Here is a 26,797-nt window from a genome sequence, read left to right on the forward strand (position 1 = left end):
CCTCATGGACGCCAATAACCTCATTCGCATGGCCAACCGTATCGGCGATTTCTTCGAGGCCTACCCCGATCCGGACGAAGCGCTCGAAGGCATCGCCAATCACATCGAAAAGTTCTGGGAGCCCCGCATGCGTTGGCAGTTGCTGGACTTTCTGGTGGCTCACCCCGATGGCCTAGCGCCCGGCGTCAGCCTGCACCCCCTGCTGCGCCAGTCGGTCATCCGGAATACGGCCCGCTTGACGCCACGCCAGCCTCGCCGCCGCTGAGCGGGCCCCGGCCCCGGCAAGGCTGAAAACCGGCTACATTGCCAGCCTATGTCTTCCCTCCCCACCCCCTTGGTCCGTTGGACCGACGCCGATGGCGCCGAGCGCCAGGCGCGCTGGCAATCGGAAAGCGGGGCTGCCGTGCTCACGCGCATCGACGTCATCGACGACCGCCTCCCCGCGGACGTGGCTTACCGCAAGGCCTGCGAAGGCACGGCGCTGCTGTGGCGCGGCGACTTTCAGAATGCCCGACAGTTACTGCAAGCCATGACCCGACGCATGGACAAACGGCCGCCCAAACTGGCCGAAACGCCGCGCGAACGTTTCAATCAGCACCGCATGTGGCAGGGGCAACGGGCACGCACACTCGGTAAACTGCTGATCGAAATCGGCACCGGCCACACACTGGATTTGCGGCGCGCGCCGCAGATCGCACCGGCCTGCGAAGCGGCCGGCGTCCACGCCCCCTGCCTGATGTCATTGCGTGAGCTGCAAGGCCTGCTCGGCGCGCACGAATGGCATAAAAAGGGAGTGCCCGTGGCCGCGCTTGGAGGCCAAACCATCCATCCTTGCTATGGGGTCTACTCGCCGGTACGCGGCGAATATATCGATCTGGTGGCACAGGCCCCTCTGCCGCAAGGGCCCATCTTCGACATCGGCACCGGTACAGGCGTGTTGGCGGCCGTACTGGCGCGCCGAAGCCCGCACCCGGTCGTCGCCACGGATGTGGATCCCCGCGCCCTGAAGTGCGCGCGCGACAACCTGCAACGGCTGGGCTTGACCGGGCGGGTACGCCTGGAGCAAACCGACCTGTTCCCCTCTGACCGCGCGGCGCTTGTCGTATGCAACCCGCCCTGACTTCCCGCCAAACCCAGCTCGCCCATCGAGCACGCCGTCTACGACCCAGACAGCCGCATGCTGCGCGCATTTCTGCAGGGGCTGCCTGCTCATTTGCTGCCTGGCGGCGAAGGCTGGCTCATCCTCTCCGATCTGGCCGAACATCTTGGCTTGCGCGGGCCGGACGATCTGCAGAACTGGATTGCGCAGGCGGGTCTGCGCGTGCTGCAGCGCCATACTGCACGGCCCGCCCATCCGCGCGCCTTGGACGCCAGCGACCCCTTGCACATGGCTCGCTCGCGCGAATTGACCTCACTCTGGCGCCTGGGCTGCGCCTGAAACCCGACGGCGGCCTCAACCGCCCAGCAGCAGACCTGTCAACGCCCCTGCTGCCAACAGCCACAAGGGATGCACGCGAGTAAGCGTGGCCGACAGCGCCGCGCCCGCCGCGATGGCCGCCGTGACCCAATCATGTACCGAAGCGTAGGTGATCAGGGCCGCGCTAGCAGCCATCAGGCCTGCGGTCATGGGGAATATCCCCGCCTGCACCACGGCCCGCCAGGGCTTTTCTTTGAAGCGCTCCCACAGGCCCAGCGCCAGCACCACGATCACCGAAGACGGCCCGAACTTGGCTATCGTCGTGACCAGCACCCCCATCCAGCCCGCCACATGCCACCCCACCAGGGTGACGACCATGAGATTGGGGCCCGGCGCGGCTTGCCCCAGCGCAAACAGCGCGCCGAAGTCGGCAGCCGACATCCAATGATGCACGTCGACCACCTGACGCTGCATCTCAGGCAGGATGGTATTGCCGCCACCGAAAGCCAGCAGCGATAACTGAGTAAAAATGAGGGCCAGCGATATCAGTACCGACATCATCGCCGCCTCCGCCAAGTCAGGAAAATACTCAATGGAGTAAGCAGCATCATGGAGGGCAGCAGGGGCAATCGCAGAACCGCGATCGCGGCAAAGCAGGCCAGCGCGATCGCGATTCCCGGCCAGTTGCCCCGCAAAGGCCGGGCTATCTTGACGGCCATGGATATCAGCAGCCCTGCGGCGGCGGCAGCCAGGCCGGCGAACATATGCTGAATATGAGGGTCGCCCTCATAGCGCTGATAGACGCTTCCCAGCATGATCACGATGATCGACGGAGCCAGTATCAAACCCATCAGCGCCGCCAACGCGCCGCGCGGACCATGAAAGCGGGCGCCCACCGCAACCGACAGATTGATGATGTTGCCGCCGGGCAGAAACTGGCACAGCCCCAGAAGGTCTGTGAACTCGTTTTCCGTAAGCCAGCGCTCTTTTTTCACCAGCATGCGCCGTGCCAGCGGCAACGCGCCGCCAAATGCGGAAATGCCCAGGCGGAAAAACCCATAGAAAAGCTGACCGCAGGTCGGCCGCTGGCGGCCGCTATCGACCTCGGAAGTCATGGCTGTCATGGGTGGCGCGCGGGTCTCGAGCAAGGGGATTCAAGTGGGGCGGCTAGCCTACTCCTGGCTCGCGTCAGGAGCAAATCCTGCACCATGAGCACGGCAGGCGCGCTTTGCCATTGTGATTTACAGTGTAAGCAGATGCGCCTGTCTGGCGCCTGTCACGGAGGAAAATCATGAAACCGGTCGTCGTCCCTGTCGATGGTTCGGACCATGCTTTGCGGGCCCTGGCCGCGGCACTGGATTCCAGGCTCTACCCCCATTTAGGCGAGGTGCACCTGGTCACCGTTCAGCCGCCCTTATTGCGCCAGGGGCTGCATCTGGGCCTGCGCCAGGAAGACATCGACGCCTATCAGGCCGAAGAAAGCGCCACCGCCCTGAAAGCCGCCCGGGACATGCTGGACAAGGCTGGCATGCCTTATTCCGTACATAACGAAATCGGAGCGGTCGCGGAGTGCATCGTCAACGTGGCACAGGGCTGCCAGGCCAGCGAGATCGTCATGGGTACCCGTGGCCTGGGCTCGATTGCAAGTGTGCTGCTGGGATCCGTGGCAACAAAGGTGGTCCGCCTGGCTGATCGCCCGGTCACGCTGGTGCAATGAGCGGCCCGCCCGCCTGAGAGAGAGGTGCCGTAGAATCGCGGGCTGATCACGACTGTCACTCCATGACCCGCTCTCCGCTTTACCCCGTCGTTCTACTGCTCATCGCCATGGCCTCGCTGCAAGGCGGCGCTGCCCTGGCCAAGACGCTGTTTCCCGCCGTCGGTGCCCAGGGTACGGCCGCATTGCGCCTGTTTTTCTCGGCGCTGATGCTGCTGCCCGTGCTCCGACCCTGGCGCCTGAAGCTAGACGCCAAAGGATGGCGAGATGTCGTCCTCTACGGTCTGACGCTGGGCGGCATGAACCTGATGTTCTACATGTCACTGCGCACTGTGCCGCTGGGCGTGGCCGTGGCACTGGAGTTCACCGGCCCTTTCGCCGTAGCGGTGTTGACATCGCGCCGCCTGCGCGACTTTGCCTGGATCGCACTGGCCGCCGCGGGCCTGCTGGCGCTCATGCCCCACGGTGACGACCTGAGCAGCCTGGATCCGGAGGGCGTGGGCTACGCGTTGGGTGCAGGGCTGTGCTGGGCGCTTTACATCGTGTTCGGTCAGCGGGCGGGACTGCGTTATGGTTCGCGCACCGTGGCCCTGGCTGCCGGCATCGCCGCGCTCGGGGTAATGCCATTCGGGCTGGCCCACGCCGGTGCGGCAGCCCTGTTCGCCCCCGACCTGCTGCCCTGGGCCATCGCCGTTGCGCTGCTCTCGAGCGCCCTGCCCTATGCACTGGAAATGCAAGTCCTGCAACGCTTGCCCGCGCGCACCTTTGGCACCTTGCTCAGCCTCGAGCCGGTGTTTGGCGCCATCTCCGGCCTGTTTTTCCTTGGCGAGACCCTGAGCATGACCCAATGGCTGGTGGTGGCGGCCATTGTCATCGCGTCGGGCGGAATCACCGCCAGCAGCCGCCGCGGCTGATCTCGCCGTCGCGGCAGCGTTTGCACAGGGCGCGCGCCCCTGATCAAATAGGGCACCCAGTTTTCGCACATACGGAGCAACCATGAGCCAGCAGAAAGTCGCCATTCTCACCGCCGCCGGCAGCGGCATGGGTGCGGCAGCCGCCCGCAAACTCGCTGCGGACGGCTTTCAAGTCGCCATTCTGTCGTCGTCCGGCAAGGGCGAGGCACTGGCCAAGGAGTTGGGAGGGTTGGGCATGACGGGCTCGAACCTGTCGCCGGACGACATCGCCCGCCTCGTCGAGGCCACCATGCAACGCTGGGGCCGCATCGACGCCGTGGTAAACAGTGCCGGCCATGGCCCAAAGGGCAAATTGCTGGAGATCAGCGATGCCGACTGGACCCGGGGCATGGAGTTCTATCTGCTCAACGTCGTGCGCATTACCCGTCTGGTCACCCCCATCATGCAGGCCCAGCGCAGCGGCTCGATCGTCAATATCTCGACTTACGCTACCTTTGAGCCTGAGGCGGCGTTTCCAACCTCGGGGGTATTCCGTGCCGGCCTGGCCGCCTTCACCAAGCTATTTACCGATGAGTACTCGGCGTCCAACGTGCGTATGAACAACGTGCTGCCAGGCTTTATCGACAGCCTGCCGGAAAAAGAAGACCGGCGCGACCGCATCCCCATGGGCCGCTATGGCCGGGCCGAAGAAGTGGCCGATCTCATCGCTTTTCTGGCATCCGAACAATCCAGCTACATCACCGGACAGAACATCCGTATCGATGGCGGCATCACCCGTTCGGTATAGACGGCGCCTTCAGGCCGTTGGCGCCCGCCTCAGCCGGGCCGGGCGCCAGTTGCCGATAGACCTCGTGCGCCAGCCGCTGCAGCTCTTCGCGCGAGACTGCGCCCGACAGGGCATAACCGAGGCTGCCCTCAACCCAATAGAAAACACGTACAGGCCCGTCCTGCATGTAGCGAAAGGCCGCCGTTTCACCCCGGGCCTCATGGGTGACATAAAGCGTCAGCCTCTGACCTGCCTGGGAGCTGTACATAAGCTGAGCCACCGCGCCACGCCCTCCGGGTAACACACGCCCGCCCACCAGCTCATAGCCGGCCTGCGCCAGTAAAGGAGCATGGACCTGGGCTCCCAGCCTGCGCGTGAGCCAAGTCACCATGGCCTGTTCCTGATCCGCGCCCACCTCGACCGGCCGCCGCATGTCGGCCGCGAACACGGCATGTGCGACTGCCGCACGCTGGGCAAAGCCGCCGCTGTCGGCAGCCTGCGCCAGTTGGCTGCGCTGCGCGTGGGCGTCCATGCCCCCACGAATCATCCAGGCCGCGCTACCGCTGACTGCAGCGATCAATACCCCCGCGGCCAGCGCCCAGCCCCAGTTGCGGGCAGGTGCGGCTCGCAGCGGCAGGCGCAAGGGCAAGGGCTCGTCCATGACCCCATCGAGGTGCTTATGCAACAGAGCCTTCTGTCGCGACCAGCCTTCGACTTGGCGCTGGGCAGCCTCGTTGCCCGCCAGGTAGGCCAGCACCTGCTGCCTTCTGGCAGGAGTCAACTGTCCATCGACCAGGGCATGAAGGTCGGCCTCGGCAATCGGAGCGCCACCGGCAAGAGAATCGTCTTTCATGGTTTGATGCGGTGCAAAGTGGCCGCAACCCGCGTGGGCGGTGCCTCGGCCAGCAAAGCGGCAAGCCGCTCACGGGCTCGCGACAGGCGCGACATGACGGTGCCTATCGGCACGTCCAGAACACGGGCCGCTTCCTCATAGCTGAACTCCTCCACCGAGATCAGCAAAATAATGGCGCGTTGGTCGGCCGACAGTCGGGCCAAAGAGCGGTCGAGATCGCGCACGGCCAGACCGTCATCCTGCGTGGGGCGCGCAGGCAAGTCCTGCAGAGCCGTCTCGCCGGCGAGCTCGGGCTGGCGCTTTTGCGCGCGCAGCCCGTCGATGAAATGGTTGTGCATGATGCCGAACATCCAGGCCCGCAGCTCGCCACGGCGCTGCCAGCGCGAATAGCGGCGCCAGGCCCGCTCCAGCGTGTCCTGCACCAGATCATCGGCCCGATCACGATCGCCCGTCAGCCCCCGCGCATAGCGCCGCAGGCTGGGAATGCAGGCCACGATCAGGGCTTCGATATCGCCGGACATGAGAATCCCTTATCAGGGCTTCACAATGTGCCACACGTCCTTGACGTTGTCGCCCGCTTTCTCGCCGGCCTTGCTGTCTTTGGCAAAGAGGTACAGCGGTTTGCCTTTATAGGCCCACTGTTTGCTGCCATCGTCGCGTGTGACGATGCTCCAGTCTCCCTGTGCGTTGGCGCCGGCCGGCGCGACCAATGGCGGCCACGCCTTGGCGCACGCATCGTTGCATACGCTCTTGCCGCTACCGGCACTGTCCTTGTCAAAGGTGTATAGCGTCATGCCCTTGGCATCGACCAGCATGCCGGCTTCGGCCTTGGCCGGCGCCTGCGCTTGAGCACCGCCGGCGATCAGGCTCAGGCCCACCAGGGCCAGGTAAGCGTAATGTCGTTTCATCGTCTCGCTCCTAGAGTGGAAGTCAGGTGTTGCGAAACCATAGACGTCGGCTCGGGGGCCGATATTCCCTGACACCCCGAAAAAATCTCTGTGCCCGCCGCACGACCTCACCCAGGATCGCGATAGGCATCGTCTCGACCATGATGCTGCGCCTCTGAGTCAGCGCTGAGCGTCGGCGACAAAAGCGCGCCACCCCCCATAAGCGGTGATGTCGCGCGCGCCCTGCAGTCCGTAAGGCTCGCAGATAAAGCCTTTGACCTGGCGGCCGTCGGCCAGCTCCAGCGTGCCTATGCCCAACGGCGCGGAGATCAACGCCACGAATGACCCGAAATGCACACTGGGCACGTCCCAAAGCTCCACGTCGATACTCGCCCCCTCGTGCTCCCCGCGCACCAGGCCCGGCTTTGGCGGCGTCGTATTGGCCAGCGCATAAAGGCGATAGCGGGCGGCCGTTCGCGTCTGCTCCGCCAACGTCGCCTGCCGTGAGATCAACTGATGATTGAGCGGCATGCCACTCAGATGCGCACCGACCACGGCTACGCGGACGGTATCGACCGAGATCGGCAGCACGTCGGCAGGCGGCAATGGCCTGCCAGTAGCACCCATGGGTAGATCCAACGCACGCTGCCAGCGTTGACCAAACGCGGCCAATCCGTGGTCCTGCCAGGTCAGACCAATAAACGTGATACCCGCAGGCAAGCCGTCGTCGCGCATGCCCGCTGGTACGGCTAGCGCCGACAGGTCGGCCAAGTTGGCAAAGTTGGTGTAGAAACCCAACCGTGAATTGAGCGTCACCGGATCGGCCTGCAACTGCTCTATGCGATAAATGGAAGGCGATGTCGGCACGACCAGCGCATCGAAGCCTGCCAGTGTGTCCTGAATTCGTCGGGCCAGCGCGGCGCGGCGATACTCGGCAACGAAGGCATCGGTGGCGCTGAAGTTTTGGGCCTGCTCCACAATGCCGCGCACCACCGGATCCATCGCCTCGGGCTGGTCACGCCAGACCGACTGGACGGCGGCAAAGCGCTCGGCGACCCAGGGACCCTGATACAGCAACGTGGCCAATTCTTCGAAAGGCGTGAAGTCGATCGCCTCGATATGCACGCCCATCTGACGCAAGCGCTCCAGGGCTTCCTCATGCACGCGGCGAGCCGCCTCATCGCCAAAAAATTCGCATTGCGCCGGCACCGCCACGCGCGCTGGCGCCTGCCAGGAGATGCGCGCGCCCAATGGCTCGGCGCGCGAGTAAGGGTCCGCACCGTCGAAGCCACCCGCAATGTCCGCCACCGCGAGGGCGTCCTCGACGGTCAGCGCAAAAACCGAGACGCAATCCAGCGTCCGGCAGGCCGGCACGACGCCTGCCGTGCTGAGCCACCCTCGGGTAGGCTTTAAGCCCACAATGTTGTTGAACCCGGCGGGTACGCGCCCGGAGCCGGCGGTATCCGTGCCCAACGAGAACGGCACCAAACCGCGCGCGACCACCGAGGCCGAGCCCGAGCTCGAGCCGCCGCTGATGTAGTCTGCATCGAACGTATTGCGCACGGGTCCATGTGGAGAGCGCGTACCCACCAGACCGGTAGCAAACTGATCAAGGTTGGTCTTGCCCACCAGGATGGCACCGGCCGAGCGCAATCTGCTCACCACGGTGGCATCCGTATCCGGCACATAAGAAAACGTCGGGCAGGCCGCCGTCGTGGGCCAGCCCTGCGCGTCGATATTATCCTTGACCGCAAAGGGCACGCCATATAGCGGCAAACGCTCCCTATCTCCGCCGGCGCGATGCAGCAGCCGTGCCAGACCTGACAATTGATCCGCCAGCCCGGCCGCGCTCAGGCCGGCAATCCAGGCGTTGTCATGACCGCTGTCCGCCGTAAAAGCAGCGAGTAGCGCTTCGGGCGTAGCACCCTCACGGTACGCCTGGCGCCATTGCGCCAAGGTCCATCCCAGGATTGGTGCGGCGTATGTATTCATGCTGGAATCCTTTCTTGTGTACAAGTCTGGATACGCAAGCAAGCGCCATGCCACCTCTGCATGCCACTGCCAAACAGGCGTGTTCGCCGAAGCGATTTTTCCAATGGCCCCCCCGGCCTAGGCCGGCGGCTGAGGCCACGCGGCCCCACCTGGCCCGGCCTGTGCCGTGCACCTGGCCAGGCACGGCAGGCGGGCGGATCGCGCACTGTTGTTGTGCTGCACGCACCATACCGGCCCTGCCGCCATCGCCCAGGGGCTCCTGCGATGCGGGCGGCCGGGCCGTGCGGCAGGCCCGATCAGCCAGCCGCGCCATCCAGCTGCTATCTAGTCGCGAAAGTTGTCGAACTGCAGCGGCAGGTCGACATCCGTCTTGCGCAGCAACTGCATGACGGCTTGCAGATCGTCGCGCTTCTTGCCCGTGATGCGCAGCTTGTCGCCGTTGATCTGGCTTTCGACTTTGACTTTGCTCGCCTTGATGGCGGCGACCAGCTTCTTGGCCGTGGCCTGCTCGATGCCCTGCTTGACGGTGACCTTCTGGCGCGCTCCCCCCAGGTTCTCGAGCGGGGCATCCTCCTCCAGGCAACGCACGTCAATATTGCGAGCCGACAGGCGGCCGCGCAAGATATCGAGCATCTGCTTGAGTTGAAAGGTGCTGGAGGCTATCTGATTGACGACATAGCCCTCCAGCTCAAACTTGGCATTGGCGCCCTTGAAATCGAAACGGGTGGACAACTCCCGGTTGGCCTGGTCCACCGCATTGGTCAGCTCGTGCTTGTCGACCTCGGAAACCACGTCAAAACTCGACATGAAACAAATCCTGAAGAAAGCTCTGAAACGGCCGGGCAGCCTGCCCGGCCTCCTGAACGCCAGTTTAAGACGAATTCATGAGCCTTGCCCCCCGCGCCAGTATGATGAAGACTTTCGTCTCTTCCAAGGCAAGGCCATGGTCTACAACGTGGTGAAACTGCTGCATGTGCTGGCCGTCATTTTCTGGCTCGGCGGCATGGCCTATACCTTGTTTTTCGTGCGGCCGGCGCTGGCCTGTCTGCCGCCGCCCCTACGGCTGCAGACGTTGCGCGGCCTGCTGGCGCGGTTTCTGGGCGCGGTACTGGCAGCCATCCTGATTGCCCTGGCAAGCGGGGCGTGGATGCTGGCGGATGTCGCCTCTCAGGTACGAGCCACCGGCGGCAGTCTGAACATCCCGCCTGCCTGGCACCTCATGGCCGGGCTGGGCGTGGTCATGGCCGCGATCTATTTTTATGTCCGCTACGCCCTCTTTGCACGGTTGAATGCCGCCGTCGAGCGTGCCGACTGGCCCGCCGGCGCTCAGGTTGCCGCGACGCTGCGGACCTGGGTGGGCGTCAATCTGGTGCTGGGCGTGCTCATCGTCGCCGCCGTGCTGCTTTGAGCGTCAGCGTGTGGGCAGCACGCCAGTCGGGTCGACGGGCTTGCCATCGCGCCGCAGTTCAAAGTAGAGCTGATTCGAACTGGCGTCGCTATTGCCCATCTCGGCTATTTGCTGGCCCTGCTTGACGCTTTGCCCCTGCTTGACCAGCAATTTGCGGTTATGGGCGTAGATGGTGATGAAGGTCGACCCGTGACGCACAATGACCAGATTGCCATACCCTCGCAAACCGTTGCTGGCGTAGGCCACCGTGCCAGCGGCGGCGGCTTTCACCGGCGAGCCGGACACATTGGCGATGACCAGCCCATTGGAAGAGGATCCGTTATAGCCGCGGGTAAGCTTGCCCTCGGCCGGCCAGATCAAGCTTATGCCCCGCACGGGAGCGCCCCGCGGCGCGGCCTTGGCCGCCGCGGCTCGGGGGGAAGAAGCGCCCGACGACGCCTTGGCGCTGCCGCCGGGCGCGACGACGCGCAACACCTGCCCCTTATCGATCTGGTTCGCGCTGGAGAGCTTGTTCCAGCGCACCAGATCCGCCACGCTCTGGTCATAACGCCGCGCAATGCTCGTGAGCGTCTCGCCCGCCTCGACCCGGTGAAAACCCGCACCGGCGGCCCCGCCTCCGGATGAGGATGCACACGCAGCAAGCACGGCAATCAGGCTCAACGCCAGAATCAGGCGCAAGCGGGGGAGCAGGGACAGCGGGTTTCTGGACAAAACGTTATCAGCGGCGAAGTGGTTAGCCTGGCTAGCGTACCAAGAAATACGCCGGGCCACCTGCCTCGCCGCCGCTCAGAACCCTGTTTTACCGGATATTGAGCGGCGTTTGGCCAATTTTAGGCCTCAGTGAGTGACCAACGCGGGCCGTGCGGCATCGATGCGCAACGCGCGAGGTTCCGTCAGCGCCAGCCTGGCCACAGGCGCCTGCCGCCCGCCGGCGCTGGCCTGTGTCAGATCCTCCGTCACGTCTCCCAGCCTGCCAGATTGCTCCAGGGACTCCTGCACCACCTCTGCCATGATTTCCGTCACGCGGCGCGAGGACGCTACGATGTCGGTCATGGTGCTGCCCGCCGATTGGACCAGACTTGCGCCACGTTCGATCTGCTGGACCGAACTGCGAATGAGGTCTTTGATTTCCTTGGCTGCCGCGGCGCTGTTTTGCGCCAGGCTGCGAACCTCGGCGGCCACGACGGCAAAGCCCTTTCCGTGGTTGCCTGCTCGCGCGGCCTCTACGGCAGCGTTGAGCGCCAGAATATTGGTCTGAAACGCAATGCCACCCATCACGCCTATGATCTCGGAGATCTTGCGCGAACTGGCCGTGATGGCATTCATGGTGCTGATGACGTTATGAACGGTCTGGCCGCCCTGCTCGGCCACGAGGCAAGCCTCCTGCGCCAGGTCATTGGCCTGCGATGCTCGTTCGGCATTCTCGCTCAGGCTCTGCACCGCCACGCGCAGGGTCTGCGCCGCAGTGAAGCGCCGCGTGATGTCCGTGGCGTACTTCACCACTTTGAAAGGACGGCCGTCGGCATCGAAGATGGGGTTGTAACTGGCTTCGATCCACACATTGCGGCCACCCTTGCCGATACGCAGAAACTGGCCGGTCTGATGCTCTCCCGAACTGAGGCGTCGCCAGAAGTCCCCATAGGCGGCGCTGCGACGCTCCTCGGACTGGACAAACATGCTGTGGTGCTGGTCCACGACCTCATCCAGGCGATAACCCAGGGCACCGAGAAATAAATCATTGGCATGCAGGATATAGCCCTGCAAATCAAACTCGATAACAGCCTGGACTTTGCCGATGGCTTCGAGCTGCCCCTCGGCATCGGCGCGCCGCAGTTGCTCCGCAGTTATGTCGGTTGCGTACTTGACGACTTTGACGGGATGACCCTGCGCATCGCAAATCGGGTTATAGCTGGCTTGCAGCCAGATATCGCGGCCGTCCTTGGCCACCCGACGGTAACGCCCCGAATCGGGCATACCCAACGCAAGCTTTTCCCAGAAGCGCTGATAAGCGCCCGTATCTCTTTCCTCAGCATCGATGAATATGCGGTGATGCTGACCCAGAATCTCCGGCAAGGTATAGCCGAAGGTTTCCAGGAAAATATCATTGGCCGCCAGCACCTGCCCATCCAGGTCGAACTCGATCACCGCCTGCACTTTATCCAATGCCGCCAGCCTGGCGCCCTGCTCGGCTGCGTGCCGTCCGAGCCATCTTCCCCATGAGAAGTGCTGCATCCCCACCTCCGGCCAATTTCAGTAATAACAAGACCCGGGAAACGGACCCGCACCCGGCTGATTATTCGTAACAGGCAAAAACACTTCTTGAAACAGTCTTTCGTGGCACGAGCGGTCTTCGTCTATCGGGCAAAAACCGTCGCAGATCTTTGAATTTCAACGTGTTAAAACAAATCTACACCAGAAAATTGGCCCATATCACAGAGTAAACACCAATGAAACATACAAAACATTTATTCATTTCTTGAAATTACCAGGAAACGAAATATTGGATTTATTCTCTAACCGCAAAAAAATTACATTTATTTCATACTAAAAACAGAGGGGCGGCTGCGCACCTGCGCATGCGCAAATCAGGCATTCGCCCCTATGGCGCTCGCGGCACGGAAAGTAAGTTGTGTACTTTTTCCGTTCGAGCCCATTCATGACCCGCGACCTCCGAAACCTCAGCCATGGCCAACACCGTTCGCGCACGGATCTCGAAGCCCGTCTGGCCGAGCTGGGCGACCTTCCCGGCTGGCCCGTCAGCCGGCAGGTCGCTCTGCTGCGCGACGTGGCAAATTGCCAGCTCGGTGAGTTTCTGCTGACTCACGGCGGGCTGGACGCTCACTGGACCGACGTGGTGGTTGGCCGCCAGCCCGGCACCGGGGAGGCTACCGAACGCATGCTCCTGCAACGCCTGCCCGCGGCCGCCGCCACACGTGCGCGTTTCGAAATTTTCACGCGACAACTTCAGCACGCATTGCGCCCAGGCATGGCACTGGTCAGTCTGCCCTGCGGCACGTTGACCGACCTCTTGAGCCTGGACTTCAGTCAAGCGCGCCCAGCTCGTCTGATCGGCATCGACATCGATGACGCCGCGTTGGCCACGGCGGCGCGACGCGCCGCCGAACTGGGCATGGACGTCGAGTTGCGGCAAGAGGATGCCTGGAGATGTCGCCTGGATGTGGCCGCCGATATTGTCGTCAGTCACGGCTTGTCCATCTATGAGCCCGACGACGACCGGGTGCGAGAGCTCTACCGGCGTTGCGCCGCCATGCTCAAACCAACGGGGCTTCTGGTGACCAGCTTCATGACGCCACCGCCCAGCCTAAGCCCCGATTCGCCCTGGCGGATGGACATCCTGAATCCGGACGACCTGATGTTGCAGCAGGTGCTGTTCACCCGGCTGCTGCAACCAGCCTGGACGGGGCTGCGCAGCCACGCCAGGACCCGTGCATTGCTGCAGGATGCAGGGCTGGACGAGATCGTTTTTCACGACGATCCCGCCGCCCTCTTTCCGACCGTTACCGCGCGACGCTGCGGATGAAGCGTCCGCTCTCGAAGTCCTGAAACGCCTGCACGATTTCCTCGCGGCTGTTCATGACGAAAGGGCCATGCCCGACGATGGGTTCGTCGATGGGCTCACCGCTGAGGATGAGCACGAGCGCGTCATTATTGGCCTCGAGGTCCACGATCTCGCCGTATGCTGCCAGTACGGCCAACTGCGCATCGCGCAGCACTTCGTCCTCATTGAGCAGCACCGTGCCTCGCAGCACGACGACGATTGCCTGATGACCGTCGGGCACGCCAAGACTCAGCGAGCCGCCAGGCGAAAGACGCAGGTCCCACACATTCATCGGTGTGTGCGTGCGCGCCGGCCCGCGGGTGCCCCCGAACTCACCCGCGATGACGCGTAGCGTGGCCAGGGGCAGATCCACCTGTGGGATCTGTTGCGCACCGATGGCCTGATAGCCCGGCTCGGCCATCTTGTGCGCCGCGGGTAGATTGACCCACAACTGGACCATCTCCAGCTCGCCGCCTTTGGCACTGAAGTCCGGCGAATGAAACTCCTCGTGCAAGATGCCGCCTGCGGCGGTCATCCATTGCACGTCGCCGGGTCCGATCACCCCTCCCTGCCCGGTCGAATCCCGATGACCTGCCCCCAGATTTAGTACGGCACCGACATAGAGCCCAGGGGTAAAAGACCTTCTTTCTGATGAGCCTGCACGAATTGCGCCGGCGTTAAATATCCGAGCGCGCTGTGAGGCCGATCGGTGTTGTACTCGACTCGCCAGTTTTCGATCAAGCTTTTAGCCTGTCGCAGGGACAAGAACCAGTGCTCGTTAAGGCATTCGTCGCGGAACTTGCCGTTGAAACTTTCGATATAAGCGTTCTCCACCGGCTTACCCGGCCGAATAAACGACAGCTTTACGCCTGCTTGGTAGGCCCCCAGGCGTCCAAGGCTCTTCCGGCGAACTCTGGCCCGTTGTCCACGGTAATAGATCGCGGCAGGCCACGCATCTCCGCCAGCCGTTGCAGCACCATGGCAACACGCAGTCCCGGCAACGACGTATCGACCTCGATGGCCAGGCATTCGCGAGTGTAGTCATCGACGATAGTCAAACAGCGGAATCGGCGGCCATAGGCTAGGCCGTCGGCCACAAAGTCCATTGACCAACTCTGATTCGGCGCGATTGCCGCTGGGCGAACCACGCGCTCGGTCGCCGCGATTCGCTTACGCTTTCGTTTTCGCACGCTTAACCCTGCCAGACTGTACAGCCGCCAGATTCGCTTGTGATTTGCTTGCCAGCCTTCGCGACGTAAGAGCACATGGATCCTCCGATAGCCGTAGCGTCGTTTCGCCACTGCCATCTCTTTCATGCGCTCGGTCAGCGCAGCATCGCCTGAGCGTGTGCTCTCGTAGGCAAACAGCGACCGCGAAATTCCTACCAGCCCACAGGCCCGGGTAACACCCATGCTGCGCTCGGTCATTAATGTCCTGACCGCCTCGCGTTTGGCCTGCGGGCTGACTACTTTCGGCTTAGCAGATCCTGAAGCGCCGCCTTGTCCAGCATCGACTCGGCCAACAGCTTCTTGAGCTTGTTGTTCTCCTGCTCCAGCTCCTTGAGCCTCTGAGCGTCCGACACCGTCATGCCACCGAACTTCGCCTTCCAGTTGTAGTACGTTGCCTCGGAGATTCCGTGCTTGCGGCACAACTCTGCGGGCTTGGCACCTGCATCGGCTTCCTTGAGCACGCCGATGATTTGCTCTTCCGTAAATCGTTTCTTCATTGCCATTCCTTTGGGAACGGACTCTACATCGATTTCGTACTAATCACGGGGAGCAGGTCACCGATGCGCCACCTCGCCTGCGTAGACAATAGTCACTGTCTCGAAGCCGCGATGCGGATGTTCGCCCACCCCGCGCCTGACACCGTCGCCCGCAAAGGTCGCCGGCCCGGCGTAGTCCAGCAGCAAAAACGGGCTGAGCCGGCGACCGAGCGAGGGATAGGAAAACAACGAGCGCACCGGGAATCCGTTGCCCACCCAGTGCGGCGAAGGCGCCGAGAGGCGCTCGAGCACAGCCTTGCGATTCATTGATCGACTCCTGTTGGTCCGAGACAGATAGCGTTCGGACGCGATGCCCAAGCATAGATCCACCAACTGCCGCCGCATAGGCGCGGCAAGTAGCCGCAGTGTCCTGCCAGCGGAACAATCTGACGGCGATCCCATGCAAAACGGCGCCCTCACCGGGCGCCGTTTTGCATGCTGCTCAAGCCCAGAAGGCTCAGGGCATGGGGTGCAACATGTTGGCGTTCATGTTGTGCAGCACCCAGATCGATCCCCCCACGATGATGGCAATCACCATGACCGTGAAGATGAAGGCGGCCAGATTGTCACGCTGGCTCTTGGATGCGCCCATGTGCATGAAGAAGACCAGCTGAACCAGCAACTGGGCCACGCACAGTACCAGCACGCCGATCAAGATGAGCTGGCGCGAGAAACCGCCGTTCATGACCAGCCAGAAAGCGAGCAGGGTCAGAACGATGGAGAGAATAAAACCGATGATGTAGGACTTCAGGCTGCCGTGATCGGCATGGTCGGCGTGGGCGACGTCGTGATGAGCGGACATCAGATGGCTCCCATGAGGTAGACAAAGGTGAAGACGCAGATCCAGACGATGTCCAGGAAGTGCCAGAACAGGCTCAGGCACGACAGACGACGCTTGTTGACGCTATCCAGGCCGTGGCGACGCACCATGTCGATCATGATGATGATCCACAGCAAACCGGCGGTGACGTGCAGACCGTGGGTGCCGACCAGGAAGAAAAAGGCCGACATGTAGGCACTGCGGTCCGGGCCCGCGCCTTCATGGATGAGGTGCTGGAACTCATAGAGCTCCATGGCGATAAAGCCGGCGCCCAGCAAGAAGGTGATGACCAGCCAGGCGATCACCTTGTTGGCCTTGCCCGCATGCAGATTGAGCATGGCCACGCCAAAGGTGAAGCTGGAGATCAGCAGCAGCATCGTTTCGACCAGAACGAAGTTCAGGTCGAACAATTCGCTGCCGTGCGGGCCGCCCGCCGTCGCATTCGACAGCACGGCAAAGGTCGCAAACAGCACCGAGAAAATGAGCAAGTCGCTCATCAGATAGACCCAGAAACCGAAAACGGTCTTGGATCCATCGTCGTGGTGCTCATGCCCGTGATGGGCATCGTGAGAGGGGTTGGCTACAGCGTGAGTCATAGTGGATCAGGCCGCCTTTTGCAAATTGGCGTAGTGTTCGTTCTCGATGCGCTCGACTTCGGCAGCGGGGACGTAGTAATCCACGTCGCGGTCGTAGACCCGGGCAATGAAGCATCCGATCATGCCGACCAGGCCGACGGCCGCCAGCCACCAGATGTGCCAGATCAGGGCAAAACCCATCACCAGACCAAACGCGCTGATGTAGATACCGGCACCGGTGTTACGCGGCATGTGGATATCTTCGTACTTCTTGGGCTGCACGTAAGCAATGCCGCGCTCTTTGTCTTCCCAGTGCTGGTCGAGGGCATCGACGTGGGGCACGTGGGCAAAGTTGTAGAACGGCGGAGGCGACGACGTGGCCCATTCCAGGGTGCGGCCATTCCAGGGATCACCGGTCAGGTCCAGATTCTGCTTGCGGTCACGGATCGAGACCACGACTTGCTGCAGCAGGAACCAGATACCCAGCGCGATGAAGAAGGCGCCGACCAGGGCAACGATGAGATAAGGCTGCCACTCCGGATTGTCGTAGTGGTTCAGACGGCGCGTCATGCCCTTGAAGCCCAGAATGTACAGGGGCATGAAGGCCAGGTAGAAACCGATGAACCAGCACCAGAAGGAGTAGCGACCCAGGCGTTCGTTCAGCTTGAAGCCGAAGGCCTTGGGGAACCAGTAGGTCATTGCCGCGATACAACCGAACACCACGCCGCCGATGATGACGTTATGGAAGTGGGCGATCAGGAACAGGCTGTTGTGCAGCACGAAGGACACCGCCGGGATGGCCATCAGCACGCCGGTCATGCCGCCGATCACGAAGGTGACCATGAAGCCGATGGTCCAGAGCACCGGAGTGGTCATCTGCACGCGGCCCTTGTACATCGTGAACAGCCAATTGAACACCTTCGCCCCTGTCGGGATGGAGATGATCATTGTCGCGATGCCGAAGAAGGCGTTGACGTTGGCCCCCGCCCCCATGGTGAAGAAGTGATGCAGCCAGACCAGGAAGGACAGCACGCCGATGGCCGCCGTCGCGTAGACCATGGAGTTGTAGCCGAACAGGGGCTTGCGCGAGTAGGTCGCGATGATTTCAGAGAACGCACCAAAGCACGGCAAGATCAGGATGTAGACCTCAGGATGGCCCCAGATCCAGATCAGGTTGACGTACATCATGACGTTGCCGCCACCGTCATTGGTAAAGAAGTGCGTACCGAGATAACGATCGGCCGTCAACAGCGCCAGCGTGGCCGTCAGCACAGGGAAGGCCGCCACGATCAGGATGTTGGTAACCAGGGCCGTCCAGGTGAACACCGGCATCTTCATCAGGTTCATGCCCGGCGCACGCATGCGCAGGATGGTGACCACGAAGTTGATGCCGCTTAGCGTCGTGCCCAAGCCGGATATCTGCAGTGCCCAGATGTAGTAATCCACCCCCACGCTCGGGCTGTAATCCAGACCCGACAACGGCGGATACGCCAGCCAGCCGGTCGCGGCGAATTCGCCCACGAACAGCGACATCATGATCAGCACAACGCCAGCGGAGAACAGCCAGAAGCTCAGCGAGTTCAGAAAGGGATAGGCCACGTCGCGCGCGCCGATCTGCAGCGGCACGATGAGGTTCATCAGGCCCGTAATAAAGGGCATCGCCATGAAGAAAATCATGATGACGCCGTGGGCGGTGAAGATCTGATCGTAGTGATGCGGCGGCAGAAAGCCGGTCGAGTCGCCCGAGGCGACCGCTAGTTGGGTGCGCATCATGATGGCGTCGGCAAAGCCGCGCAGCAGCATGATCAGGGCGACGATGATGTACATCACGCCAATGCGCTTGTGATCCACGGTGGTAAACCACTCGGTCCACAGATACTTCCACTTGCCCAGATAGGTTATCGCGCCCAGGAGCGCGAGGCCTCCCAGGGCGACAGCGGCCAGCGTAACCATGACGATAGGTTCATGGTACGGAACGGCCTCCAGAGTGAGTTTTCCGAACATCAATTACTCCGCAACAGCGATCAGATTCTTCGAGGCGGGCGTACACGTCGCAGGGTCGACACCGGCCATCTTGCTCATTTGGTTGTGCACGATGTAATCGAACATGCCGACAGGCACATCCGAGTACAGCGCCACCGGGTTGTGCTCGCTCGGCTTGATCAGCGCGGCATAGACCTCAGGCGTGAGCGCCTGGTTGGCGGCCTTGGCCTTCTGGATCCAGTCGTCGAAACCTTGCTGCGACATGGCCAGCGCACGGAAACGCATACCCGAGAAGCCACCGCCGCTGTAGTTCGCCGACAGGCCGGCGTAGTCGCCTTCCTCGAACGCGTTCAGGTGCAGCTTGGTCTCCATGCCCGCCATCGAGTAGATCTGGCTGCCCAGTTGCGGAATGAAGAAGGAATTCATCACCGACTGCGACGTGATGCGGAAGTTAACCGGGGTATTGACCGGGAAGGCGATCTGATTGACCGTGGCAATGCCGTATTCCGGGTAGATGAACAGCCACTTCCAGTCCAGCGACACCACCTCGATGGTCACCGGCTTGGCCGTCGACTCAAGCGGGCGATAGGGATCCAGCTCGTGCGAGGACTTCCAGGTCAGCACCGCCAGAATGACGATGATGATGCACGGGATCGTCCAGACCACGACTTCGATGCGGGTCGAGTGCGACCACTTCGGAAGGTACTCGGCGTTCGTGTTGGAGGCCCGGTACTTCCATGCGAAGTAGAGCGTCAAGAAAATGACGGGCACCACGATCAACAGCATCAAGCCGAGTGCGGTGAGGAGCAGGGTTTTTTCCTGGGCGCCGATGTCTCCCTTGGGAGAGAGAATTTCCATCGTGCAGCCGCCAAGCAGCAGGACAGCGCCGACAGCGAGCGTGCGCGCGATAGTCGCAAGGTGGGGGTGTTTCACGTACAGCCTTGGGATGGATGGAGAAAAGGTTTGACAGTCCGAGGTCAGACCGCAATACGCGGAATTTCACACAGAACCAGAACAGACTTGGACTTTAGCCAGTGCAGCGCCCACTGGGGGTGCGACAAAATGACGCAGGCTGAACGGCGTCAGGCTGGAATGTGCGGGCTTCAGGCTTATCAGCAGGGTCTGATGGCCGGTATCGCCGCCAGCAGGGGCTGCGACAATATGACGCAGCCAAAATTTGCCTCGTGGTGCGGATCCGCTACTCGATCATGGAATCGCGCTCCGGACCGGGCTTTTTCATGAGCTTGCGCTGCAGAGAGCGCCGGTGCATGCCCAACAGGCGGGCGGCGGCCGACACATTGCCACCCGTCTCATGCAAGGCCTGCTGGATGTGCTCCCATTCTAGGCGGTGCAACGGGGTCATGGTCGCTTCAATCGTAACCGTTTCCGGCTTCATCAGACCCAGCGTTCTCAATATCATGGGGGCGGTGGCCGGTTTCGGCAAGTAGTCGTCTGCGCCGCGCTTGATCGCCTCGACGGCCGTGGCCACACTGGCGTAACCCGTCACCAACAGGATGCGCATATCTTCGCGCAGGGCGCGCAAGGGACGGATCAAGGTAAGACCGGAGTCTTCGCCCAGGCGCAGATCGACCAGAGCGAACGCCGGCCGCACCTCCTCGGCTACGCGCAGCGCCTCGGCAATGTTACAGGCCACATGGGTTTGCAGTCCGCGGCGTGCCAGGCTGCGCTGCAACGTCTTTACATAGAGTTCGTCGTCGTCGATCAGCAGACCGACCGGGGAGTTGGATTCCGTCATAGTGGTGATGTCGTCCCGCCCAAAGGCAGATGGAAGCTGATGCGGGCACCGCCACCCTCGGCAGCAGAAATGGCCATTTCACCTCCTAATTGTTCCACCGTGGCATGCGAAAGCGCCAGGCCCACACCCAGCCCCCCCGGTTTGTCGCTATTGAAAAGCGCCGGCAGCACGGTGTGATCCGGATCGAAGCCGCGTCCATGGTCACGCACCTCGCCGCGCAACGCACCGCCGAGAAACTCCAGGTGCAAATCCACGCGTGGATCGCCCGCCTCCTCGCCCGCATCGGCCGCATTGTTCAGCAGCGCCTGCAAAAGGTGCGCGATGGAGGGCTCCACACGCAAGGACTCAGGCAGGCTGCCGGTGCGGCGCAGGTCGATAGTAGGCCGGATAAGACGCCACTGCCCCACTACGCGCACCAGATCGACCTCCGTGGGCACGGCCAGATTGCGAATGCGCTCACGGCACAACGCGAGTAGTTCGCGCAGCGTATCGATGTCGGCGCGCTGGTCCGGGTCGTCCTGCAGCTCTTCGCGCACCTCGTCGACCAGCAGCGTCATGGTGGCCAGCGGCGTGTTCAACTCATGCGCCATCGCTGCCGCATGGGTGGCCAGCGCGACGATACCCTCGTTGCGGGTGAAACGTTCGCGCAACAAGGCCAGCTCACGCTCCTGCGCTCGCATATCGGTGGCCAGGCGGGTCGAAAAATACAGCACCACACCTGCCGAAATCAGAAAATTCGCGCCCAGGCCCCAGAGCAGCAACAAATAAGTATTGTGGCTGCTGGCCAGGGGCTGCCCGAATACGGCCGCAGCGGTGTAACCCGCCAGACTGGCCAAGGCCGCAGCAAACGCCCAGCCGCCTGGCAGCACGAAAGCCGCCAGCGCCCCGACGCCGGCCCACAAGGGCTCCAGCGGCAAGGGCAAGCCCAACAAGCTGCTGGCCACCAGCACGGTAATGGCCTGCCCACCGATGGCTAACCAACGCAGGCTGCACAAGGTGCGCAGGAAAGAAATGGCGGAACTACCAGGCATGGGCAAGAAAAACCGCGAGGGCGGGATGAGATCAGGAAATGCCCCTGACCGAAGCCAAACCCCTAATTGTAGGAGGAATCTCCCTGGGATGCTCGGGCAGAGTCCGCCGCGCAGACGTATAAACTCAGGTCAACAAATAATAATGATTATCAATTATACTTTTGATCTGCGCGAATTCCGCCGCGTTCGTTCCAGGAGGCCGCATGACCACGCTATCCGACACTGAGCAGCTTCGCTCCGAGCACGCTGCCCTGCTGCAAGCCTACGGCCGCATCCAGGCCGATTGCTCCGTGCGCCTGCGCCGCCAGGCCGAACGTATCGACCACCTTGAAAATGCCCTGTTCCAGACCCGTCTAGCGGTCATTCTGCGCGACACGCGCATGGCCTGGGCCGAGGCGGATCAGCAGGCGTTGCGCGAGGCCGCGCAACTGCCGCGGCGCAAAACCCTGGCGCGACAAGTCGAACAACTCATGGAAAGAGTCCGCACACTGGCCCGCCAGCGCAACGGTGCAGGCACCCGGGCCGTGCTTTGTGTGGGCGGCGACGGCAACACCGCTGGCCTGGCCCGGCAACTGGTGGAAAGCACCGGCGGGCGGTTTCTCACCCATGAGGGCGAAGAAGAGGCCCTGGAGGCCAGTCTGCACGCAGCGGATCTGGTCATCTGCCAGACTGGCTGCATCAGTCACGACGCCTACTGGCGGGTACGTGACCACTGCAAGCGTACGGGCAAACAATGCGTTCTGGTGGACAGCCCCGAGGCCGTCATTCAGCCGCCGGCTTCACGCAAGCCGGGCTAAAACACGGCGTCTGGCAGACGCCAGTGCTTCGCCTCGGTCATGAGGCAGCCGCAGCACCGTGGGCGCGACGGACTGCTGCACTGCGCGGCACAAAACGGGTCGGGGGCTCAGGCAAGCATGAACCCCCCAAGGTCTTACTCGAAACGCGGCTCTTCGTCGAATTCCTGCGACAGGCGACGCAGCGCGCCCTTGAGCGCTAGCGCCTCGGTAGGATAGGGGGCATCGGCCACATCCAACGTCGGAAAACCATACACTTTTACGCGGGGCACGAAGCCGGCCGTTTCTTCGCTCATCTCGACATCGAAATTGCGGTCGCCCACCCAGCCGCTACGCACGATTTTCCATTCCATACCTGTCACTCCCGAATGCCGGCGGCGCCTGGCCGCACGAGGTTGGTTCAACGTATGCCATCCTCGCCCATCCGCACACGCAATGCAACCTCGCGGCATTGCGCCATGTCATGTCCTCGCACGATCACGGGTTGGCAAAGCAGGCCATGGGGTTTACGCTAGAGGCGAGCCGGCATGATTCACATCGCCGGAACTGACTCGGACATACCCTCAAAAAAGGAGTTGCTTGCTATGGTCAAGAAACTGGATCCGAAACAGAAGAGCGCCGCGGCACAACGCCGCAAGCGCCCCCTAGCCACCCCGACTGATCTGGCCGCGGCCGCGACCCGCGACATCTCTGCGGCCCTGAACCAGCTGCTGGCTGACGTCTTCGCCCTCTACCTCAAAACCAAGAACTTCCACTGGCACGTCAGCGGCCCGCACTTCCGTGACTACCATCTGATGCTCGACGAGCAAGGCGACGAACTGTTTGCCATGACCGACGCGCTGGCAGAACGCGTGCGCAAGATCGGTGGCACCACGCTGCGCTCCATCGGCCACATCGCCCGCATGCAACGCGTGCTGGATAACGATGCCGATTACGTCCAGCCGCTGGACATGCTGGCCGAGCTGCGCGATGACAACAAGACGCTGGCTGCGGCCCTGCGCGAAGCGCATGACGTGACCGACGAATACCACGACATCGCCAGTTCCAGTCTGCTCGAAAACTGGATCGACGAGACGGAAAAGCGTACCTGGTTCCTGTTCGAAGCCAGCCGCCAGGCCGACAGCACCGGGCATTAAGCCAGCGGTGGTCTGACTGCCCGACTGCCCCGGTGTGTCCGGGGCAGTTTCGTTTCCGCCCTGGTGCCGGCGCACGCCGCGCACTGTCGCGATGGCGGCCTCCTGCAGCAGGCATAATGCCCGCGTACAGGAGATTCATATGGACCTATCCGCACAAACCGTTCTGGTCACTGGCGCAGGCCGCGGTCTGGGTGCCGCGATCGCGCGTGCCCTCGCACAGGCCGGCGCCCGCGTCATCATCAACTATCGCCGCAGCCAGCGCCAGGCCCAGGCGTTGGCTGAAGAACTCGGCCCCCTTTCCATCGCGCTGCAGGCTGACGTCACGGATGCCGCCCAGGTACGCGCGATGCTGGCCGCGGCGGCCGACCACACGGGCCAGCCCGTCCTGTCGGTGGTCAACAATGCGCTGGCCGATTTCCGCTTTGATGGCGATGCCCGCCCCCTGCTGGGCGATATCACCTGGGACCGCTTTGAGGGTCAACTCAGCGGTGCCGTCAAAGGGGCACTGAACACCATGCAGGCCGCGCTGCCCGCCATGCGGCAGGCCGGGTTTGGACGCATCGTCAACATTGGCACCAACCTGGTACAGAACCCGGTCGTGCCGTACCACGACTACACGGCTTCCAAGGCTGCCTTGCTGTCGCTGACCCGCACCGCCGCGCAGGATCTTGGCCCCGATGGCATTACGGTCAATATGGTCTCAGGCGGACTGCTGCAAACCACCGATGCCAGCTCATCGACACCCGAAGCCGTCTTCGAGCTGATCGCCAGCCTGACCCCCTTGCGCCGTGTCACCACGCCGGCCGAATTTGCCGACGCGGTTCTGTTTTTCTTGTCGCCGTGGTCGCGCGCGGTGACGGGCCAGAATCTCGTGGTCGACAGCGGCCTGGTCAAGGACTAACCCGCACTGGCGCGTTTTTGCGCGCCGAGCAAGGCATCGGCCACATATTGGCTCAGCAGTGGCGCAGACAGCTGCATCATCGCCGCGCCAACCTGATTGGCCGCGCTTTGCATTTTGGCGGCCTCGGGCGCGGCATCGCCTTTTTCGGCTACCGAGTGCAGTTCGGCTGCCGTGAAGAACTGGCTATAGGCCTGGGCGAGGTTTTCTTCCCACTGGACGCGATAGGTAGGCGCCGCACGCTTGAGCTCTTCTTCGAGCAACATGTGGGCTTTATCAGCGCCCAGATGCTGAACCAAGCCGGCATACGTTTGCGTGCGCAACGCCGCGGCCATGCCCATGGGCAGCAAGGCCACGCCGAGGTCTTGGCGCGCCACCATCTCACGCGCGGCGTCCAACGGACCGGCCGCCTGCGCCGGGCCAGCCATGGTCCAGATCATGGCCAGCCCCCGCATCCCGTTTGCGATTTTCATGATGCCCTCCCCGGCAGTAGTCAAAGCCACTGTACACCCGGCACGAGCGCTCGGGTAGCAAGCGCTCAGCTGGCCAGCAGGTAGGCCACACCGGGAGTGATCAAGACATTGGACAGGCCCGCCAGCACCATCACCAACCCGGCAATCGAGCCCTCTTCGGCGGCCAGCTCGCGCGCCTTGGCCGCGCCGGCGCCGTGCGCGCCCATGCCAAAGAGCGCTCCGCGCGCCAGCGATGAGCGCAAGGGCAACCAACGGTGCAGGGTCTGTCCCATGAGCGCGCCCAATACGCCCGTGACAATGACGAACACCGCCGTCAGATCAGGGACTCCCCCAAGCTTGGACGACAGGGTCATGGCAAATGGCGTGGCGACAGAGCGCGGCACCAGACTCATGCGCACCTCGGCCGGCAGGTCCAGCCAACTGGCCAGCAGCCAGGCGCTGACCCCGGCGATGGTGCTACCCACCGTCACCCCCACCAACAGAATCGGCCAATAACGGCGAATGAGTGCGCGCTCCTGATACAGCGGCAAGGCAAAGGAAACAATGACTGGACTGAGCATGGCCATCAGCCAATGGCTGCCACGCATATAGTCGGCATAACCGGCGTGCAGACACAGCGCCAACGCCAGTAGCAAGGCCGGCGCCATGACCAAGGTGGAGCTCCACCAATAGCCGCGGCGGCGATATACCGCACGTGCGCAGACATAAGCCATGACCGTGGCCAACGGCCAGAACACCAGGGCGACGACATCAGCAAGCACGGCGGGAACGAAAAACAGCAGCATTTCGGCCAGAAGCCAGCTCGCGCCCCGGCGGATGTGATTCACGCGCATAACGCCGCTGGCCAGCAGCAGCAACACCATGGTCAAGCCGAGCACGCTGCCCGGAACGGGCAAATTGCCCCATTGCGCCAACGCCTGCCCAGCCCAGGCAAAGCTGGCGATCACCCCGATCTGCATCAATCGGCTGCGCCTCAGATAGCTGCGTCCGAGGGTCCAACTACGAGAAAACATGACAACACTCCCAATGCGCACTTCTCTGTCGACGGAAGCTTGGGCGCTGTAGATGTTGTACGCCTTTCCATGACATAGATAAAATGAATTCATTTCATCTGCACTATTCAAAATTGGAATATCCATGGACTTGCGTGCCCTGCGGGCGTTTTGTGAAGTCGTGCGACAAGGCGGCTTTTCTCAAGCCGCACGTACCATCCACGCTACGCAACCGACCGTCAGCAAAGCCGTGCGGCAACTGGAAGAAGAGATCGGCATGCCCTTGCTGGACCGCCAACGCCATCCTCCCCGCCTGACCCAGGCCGGGGATGTGGTGTTTCGGCGGCCTCAGGCAATGCTGGCGCAGCGCGACGACCTGGTCGCCGAGCTCGAGGAACTCCGCGGCCTGAAGCGGGGCATCTTGCGCCTGGGTCTGCCCACCCTGGGCAGCAGTGTGCTGTTTGCGCCGCTGTTCGCGCGGTTTCGCAGCCGGTATCCGGGCATCGAAATCAGCCTGGCCGAGCACGGCAGCAGGCGTCTGGAAGACATGGTGCTAAGCGGCGATATCGAATTGGGTGCAACGCTCACGCCTGTGCCGGACGCATTCGAGTAGCAGCCCGTCGCGCGCGAGCCCCTCATGGTCCTCATGCCGCCGGACCATCCGATGGCGCGATCGCGCCGCTTGCGGTTGGCCGAATTGCGCGAGACCCCCTTTCTGATGTTCGAAAGCGGGTTTGCTCTCAACCACGTGCTGATCTCGGCTTGCGAACGCGTCGGCTATACCCCGACCACGGCAGCGCGCAGTGGTCAGATCGATTTCATTGTGGCGCTGGTCGCCTCCGGCCTGGGCATCGGCTTTCTGCCTCGCCTGGTGGCCGAGCAGCGCCAGCAACCCGGCGTGCGGCTGGTGGAGCTCGATGATCGCGATGCCGTATGGGAAATGGCCTTGATCTGGCGCCGCGGCGGTTATCTCTCCCATGCGGCGCTCGCCTGGCTGGAGCTCAACCGTGACATCTATCCGTCAGCAAGCCTGAAGTAGGATAGAAAGAGCAAGAGAGACCGAG

27 protein-coding genes and 5 pseudogenes are annotated in these 26,797 nt (G+C 62.6%); 11 read left to right on the forward strand and 21 right to left on the reverse strand.

Features of this window, described 5'->3' with window-relative positions; all coding sequences use genetic code 11:
• The first annotated feature begins 4 nt into the window (after positions 1 to 4).
• Entirely contained in the window at positions 5 to 265 is a 261-nt protein-coding gene (locus tag LK440_RS10005) for a formate dehydrogenase subunit delta (protein WP_005013122.1), read from the forward strand.
• 48 nt (positions 266 to 313) lie between these two features.
• Positions 314 to 1,438, forward strand: a pseudogene (locus LK440_RS10010) (methyltransferase).
• 15 nt (positions 1,439 to 1,453) lie between these two features.
• Here LK440_RS10010 and LK440_RS10015 read toward each other — a convergent pair.
• Positions 1,454 to 1,978, reverse strand: a complete 525-nt coding sequence (locus tag LK440_RS10015; RefSeq protein WP_005013113.1) for a chromate transporter — start codon at positions 1,976 to 1,978, stop codon at positions 1,454 to 1,456.
• On the reverse strand, positions 1,975 to 2,541 hold the full coding sequence (locus LK440_RS10020) for a chromate transporter (RefSeq protein WP_005013111.1): 567 nt from the start codon (positions 2,539 to 2,541) through the stop codon (positions 1,975 to 1,977). The genes LK440_RS10015 and LK440_RS10020 overlap by 4 nt, the downstream gene beginning before the upstream one ends.
• A 167-nt stretch (positions 2,542 to 2,708) precedes the next feature.
• Here LK440_RS10020 and LK440_RS10025 point away from each other — a divergent pair, with 167 nt between their 5' ends.
• From LK440_RS10025 to LK440_RS10035, 3 genes are all read left to right on the forward strand, one after another.
• Positions 2,709 to 3,134, forward strand: coding sequence for a universal stress protein (locus LK440_RS10025; protein WP_005013109.1), 426 nt, complete (start codon positions 2,709 to 2,711; stop codon positions 3,132 to 3,134).
• A gap of 107 nt (positions 3,135 to 3,241) precedes the next feature.
• Positions 3,242 to 4,045: an EamA family transporter gene (locus tag LK440_RS10030; protein ID WP_017685446.1), complete on the forward strand. Its 804-nt coding sequence runs from the start codon at positions 3,242 to 3,244 to the stop codon at positions 4,043 to 4,045.
• A gap of 82 nt (positions 4,046 to 4,127) precedes the next feature.
• Positions 4,128 to 4,832, forward strand: a complete 705-nt coding sequence (locus LK440_RS10035; RefSeq protein ID WP_005013105.1) for an SDR family oxidoreductase — start codon at positions 4,128 to 4,130, stop codon at positions 4,830 to 4,832.
• On the opposite strand, the gene LK440_RS10040 is transcribed toward LK440_RS10035, so the two are convergent.
• The 5 genes from LK440_RS10040 to LK440_RS10060 form a co-directional block, all read right to left on the reverse strand.
• On the reverse strand, positions 4,816 to 5,664 hold the full coding sequence (locus tag LK440_RS10040) for an anti-sigma factor family protein (RefSeq protein ID WP_005013101.1): 849 nt from the start codon (positions 5,662 to 5,664) through the stop codon (positions 4,816 to 4,818). The genes LK440_RS10035 and LK440_RS10040 overlap by 17 nt on opposite strands.
• Positions 5,661 to 6,185, reverse strand: a complete 525-nt coding sequence (locus LK440_RS10045) for an RNA polymerase sigma factor (RefSeq protein WP_005013100.1) — start codon at positions 6,183 to 6,185, stop codon at positions 5,661 to 5,663. The genes LK440_RS10040 and LK440_RS10045 overlap by 4 nt, the downstream gene beginning before the upstream one ends.
• Before the next feature lie 12 nt (positions 6,186 to 6,197).
• The gene (locus LK440_RS10050; RefSeq protein ID WP_005013098.1) at positions 6,198 to 6,572 is read right to left on the reverse strand and encodes a COG4315 family predicted lipoprotein; all 375 of its coding nucleotides are present in this window, start codon (positions 6,570 to 6,572) and stop codon (positions 6,198 to 6,200) included.
• Positions 6,573 to 6,731: 159 nt separating this feature from the next.
• On the reverse strand, positions 6,732 to 8,543 hold the full coding sequence (gene atzF, locus LK440_RS10055) for an allophanate hydrolase (RefSeq protein WP_005013094.1): 1,812 nt from the start codon (positions 8,541 to 8,543) through the stop codon (positions 6,732 to 6,734).
• Positions 8,544 to 8,867: 324 nt separating this feature from the next.
• A complete protein-coding gene (locus LK440_RS10060) occupies positions 8,868 to 9,350 on the reverse strand; it encodes a YajQ family cyclic di-GMP-binding protein (protein WP_005013092.1) in 483 nt (160 codons plus the stop codon).
• On the opposite strand from LK440_RS10060, the gene LK440_RS10065 reads away from it, so the two are divergent.
• Positions 9,349 to 9,951 carry a CopD family protein gene (locus tag LK440_RS10065; RefSeq protein ID WP_005013088.1) on the forward strand — a complete coding sequence of 201 codons (603 nt, stop codon included), beginning with the start codon at positions 9,349 to 9,351 and terminating at the stop codon, positions 9,949 to 9,951. The genes LK440_RS10060 and LK440_RS10065 overlap by 2 nt on opposite strands.
• 3 nt (positions 9,952 to 9,954) lie before the next feature.
• Here LK440_RS10065 and LK440_RS10070 read toward each other — a convergent pair whose 3' ends face one another.
• Positions 9,955 to 10,629, reverse strand: coding sequence for a M23 family metallopeptidase (locus tag LK440_RS10070; protein WP_005019165.1), 675 nt, complete (start codon positions 10,627 to 10,629; stop codon positions 9,955 to 9,957).
• A gap of 159 nt (positions 10,630 to 10,788) precedes the next feature.
• Positions 10,789 to 12,183 carry a methyl-accepting chemotaxis protein gene (locus LK440_RS10075; protein WP_005013086.1) on the reverse strand — a complete coding sequence of 465 codons (1,395 nt, stop codon included), beginning with the start codon at positions 12,181 to 12,183 and terminating at the stop codon, positions 10,789 to 10,791.
• Between the two features lie 424 nt (positions 12,184 to 12,607).
• Here LK440_RS10075 and LK440_RS10080 point away from each other — a divergent pair, with 424 nt between their 5' ends.
• Positions 12,608 to 13,492, forward strand: a complete 885-nt coding sequence (locus LK440_RS10080) for an SAM-dependent methyltransferase (RefSeq protein ID WP_227944724.1) — start codon at positions 12,608 to 12,610, stop codon at positions 13,490 to 13,492.
• On the opposite strand, the pseudogene LK440_RS10085 reads toward LK440_RS10080, so the two are convergent.
• The 9 genes and pseudogenes from LK440_RS10085 to LK440_RS10125 form a co-directional block, all read right to left on the reverse strand.
• Positions 13,470 to 14,099: pseudogene (locus LK440_RS10085) on the reverse strand (pirin family protein); the annotation flags it as partial. The gene LK440_RS10080 and the pseudogene LK440_RS10085 sit on opposite strands and share 23 nt — an antisense overlap.
• A 14-nt stretch (positions 14,100 to 14,113) precedes the next feature.
• Positions 14,114 to 15,236: pseudogene (locus LK440_RS10090) on the reverse strand (IS3 family transposase).
• Between the two features lie 60 nt (positions 15,237 to 15,296).
• A pseudogene (locus tag LK440_RS10095) lies at positions 15,297 to 15,542 on the reverse strand (pirin family protein); the annotation flags it as partial.
• A 190-nt stretch (positions 15,543 to 15,732) separates the two neighbouring features.
• The gene (gene cyoD, locus LK440_RS10100; RefSeq protein ID WP_005013070.1) at positions 15,733 to 16,077 is read right to left on the reverse strand and encodes a cytochrome o ubiquinol oxidase subunit IV; all 345 of its coding nucleotides are present in this window, start codon (positions 16,075 to 16,077) and stop codon (positions 15,733 to 15,735) included.
• Complete coding sequence (gene cyoC, locus LK440_RS10105; protein WP_005013069.1) at positions 16,077 to 16,691, reverse strand: cytochrome o ubiquinol oxidase subunit III; 615 nt, start codon at positions 16,689 to 16,691, stop codon at positions 16,077 to 16,079. Before cyoC ends, cyoD begins: the two co-directional genes overlap by 1 nt.
• A 6-nt stretch (positions 16,692 to 16,697) precedes the next feature.
• Positions 16,698 to 18,674 (reverse strand): cytochrome o ubiquinol oxidase subunit I, encoded by a 1,977-nt coding sequence (gene cyoB / locus LK440_RS10110; protein ID WP_005013059.1) that lies wholly within the window; start codon positions 18,672 to 18,674, stop codon positions 16,698 to 16,700.
• Positions 18,675 to 18,677: 3 nt separating this feature from the next.
• Positions 18,678 to 19,586, reverse strand: coding sequence for a ubiquinol oxidase subunit II (gene cyoA, locus LK440_RS10115; protein WP_005013057.1), 909 nt, complete (start codon positions 19,584 to 19,586; stop codon positions 18,678 to 18,680).
• 265 nt (positions 19,587 to 19,851) lie between these two features.
• A complete protein-coding gene (locus LK440_RS10120) occupies positions 19,852 to 20,409 on the reverse strand; it encodes a response regulator transcription factor (protein WP_005013056.1) in 558 nt (185 codons plus the stop codon).
• Positions 20,406 to 21,440, reverse strand: a complete 1,035-nt coding sequence (locus tag LK440_RS10125) for a sensor histidine kinase (protein ID WP_005019158.1) — start codon at positions 21,438 to 21,440, stop codon at positions 20,406 to 20,408. The genes LK440_RS10120 and LK440_RS10125 overlap by 4 nt, the downstream gene beginning before the upstream one ends.
• Before the next feature lie 203 nt (positions 21,441 to 21,643).
• On the opposite strand from LK440_RS10125, the gene LK440_RS10130 reads away from it, so the two are divergent.
• Positions 21,644 to 22,237 (forward strand): DUF2325 domain-containing protein, encoded by a 594-nt coding sequence (locus LK440_RS10130; RefSeq protein ID WP_005013053.1) that lies wholly within the window; start codon positions 21,644 to 21,646, stop codon positions 22,235 to 22,237.
• Between the two features lie 134 nt (positions 22,238 to 22,371).
• Here LK440_RS10130 and LK440_RS10135 read toward each other — a convergent pair whose 3' ends face one another.
• Positions 22,372 to 22,587 (reverse strand): hypothetical protein, encoded by a 216-nt coding sequence (locus tag LK440_RS10135; RefSeq protein WP_005013050.1) that lies wholly within the window; start codon positions 22,585 to 22,587, stop codon positions 22,372 to 22,374.
• A gap of 231 nt (positions 22,588 to 22,818) precedes the next feature.
• Between LK440_RS10135 and LK440_RS10140 the strand changes: the two genes are divergently transcribed.
• Together LK440_RS10140 and LK440_RS10145 are read left to right on the forward strand one after the other, a co-directional pair.
• Positions 22,819 to 23,370: a Dps family protein gene (locus tag LK440_RS10140; RefSeq protein ID WP_005013048.1), complete on the forward strand. Its 552-nt coding sequence runs from the start codon at positions 22,819 to 22,821 to the stop codon at positions 23,368 to 23,370.
• 139 nt (positions 23,371 to 23,509) lie between these two features.
• A complete protein-coding gene (locus tag LK440_RS10145) occupies positions 23,510 to 24,271 on the forward strand; it encodes a 3-oxoacyl-ACP reductase (protein WP_005013046.1) in 762 nt (253 codons plus the stop codon).
• On the opposite strand, the gene LK440_RS10150 is transcribed toward LK440_RS10145, so the two are convergent.
• Positions 24,268 to 24,741, reverse strand: a complete 474-nt coding sequence (locus tag LK440_RS10150) for a hypothetical protein (RefSeq protein WP_227944725.1) — start codon at positions 24,739 to 24,741, stop codon at positions 24,268 to 24,270. The genes LK440_RS10145 and LK440_RS10150 overlap by 4 nt on opposite strands.
• Before the next feature lie 65 nt (positions 24,742 to 24,806).
• Positions 24,807 to 25,754: an LrgB family protein gene (locus LK440_RS10155; RefSeq protein WP_227944726.1), complete on the reverse strand. Its 948-nt coding sequence runs from the start codon at positions 25,752 to 25,754 to the stop codon at positions 24,807 to 24,809.
• A 124-nt stretch (positions 25,755 to 25,878) separates the two neighbouring features.
• On the opposite strand from LK440_RS10155, the pseudogene LK440_RS10160 reads away from it, so the two are divergent.
• Positions 25,879 to 26,772 (forward strand): annotated as a pseudogene (locus LK440_RS10160) (LysR family transcriptional regulator).
• The last annotated feature ends 25 nt before the right edge of the window (positions 26,773 to 26,797 follow it).

The organism is Bordetella holmesii, from assembly GCF_020735985.1.
Taxonomy (GTDB): domain Bacteria; phylum Pseudomonadota; class Gammaproteobacteria; order Burkholderiales; family Burkholderiaceae_B; genus Bordetella; species Bordetella holmesii.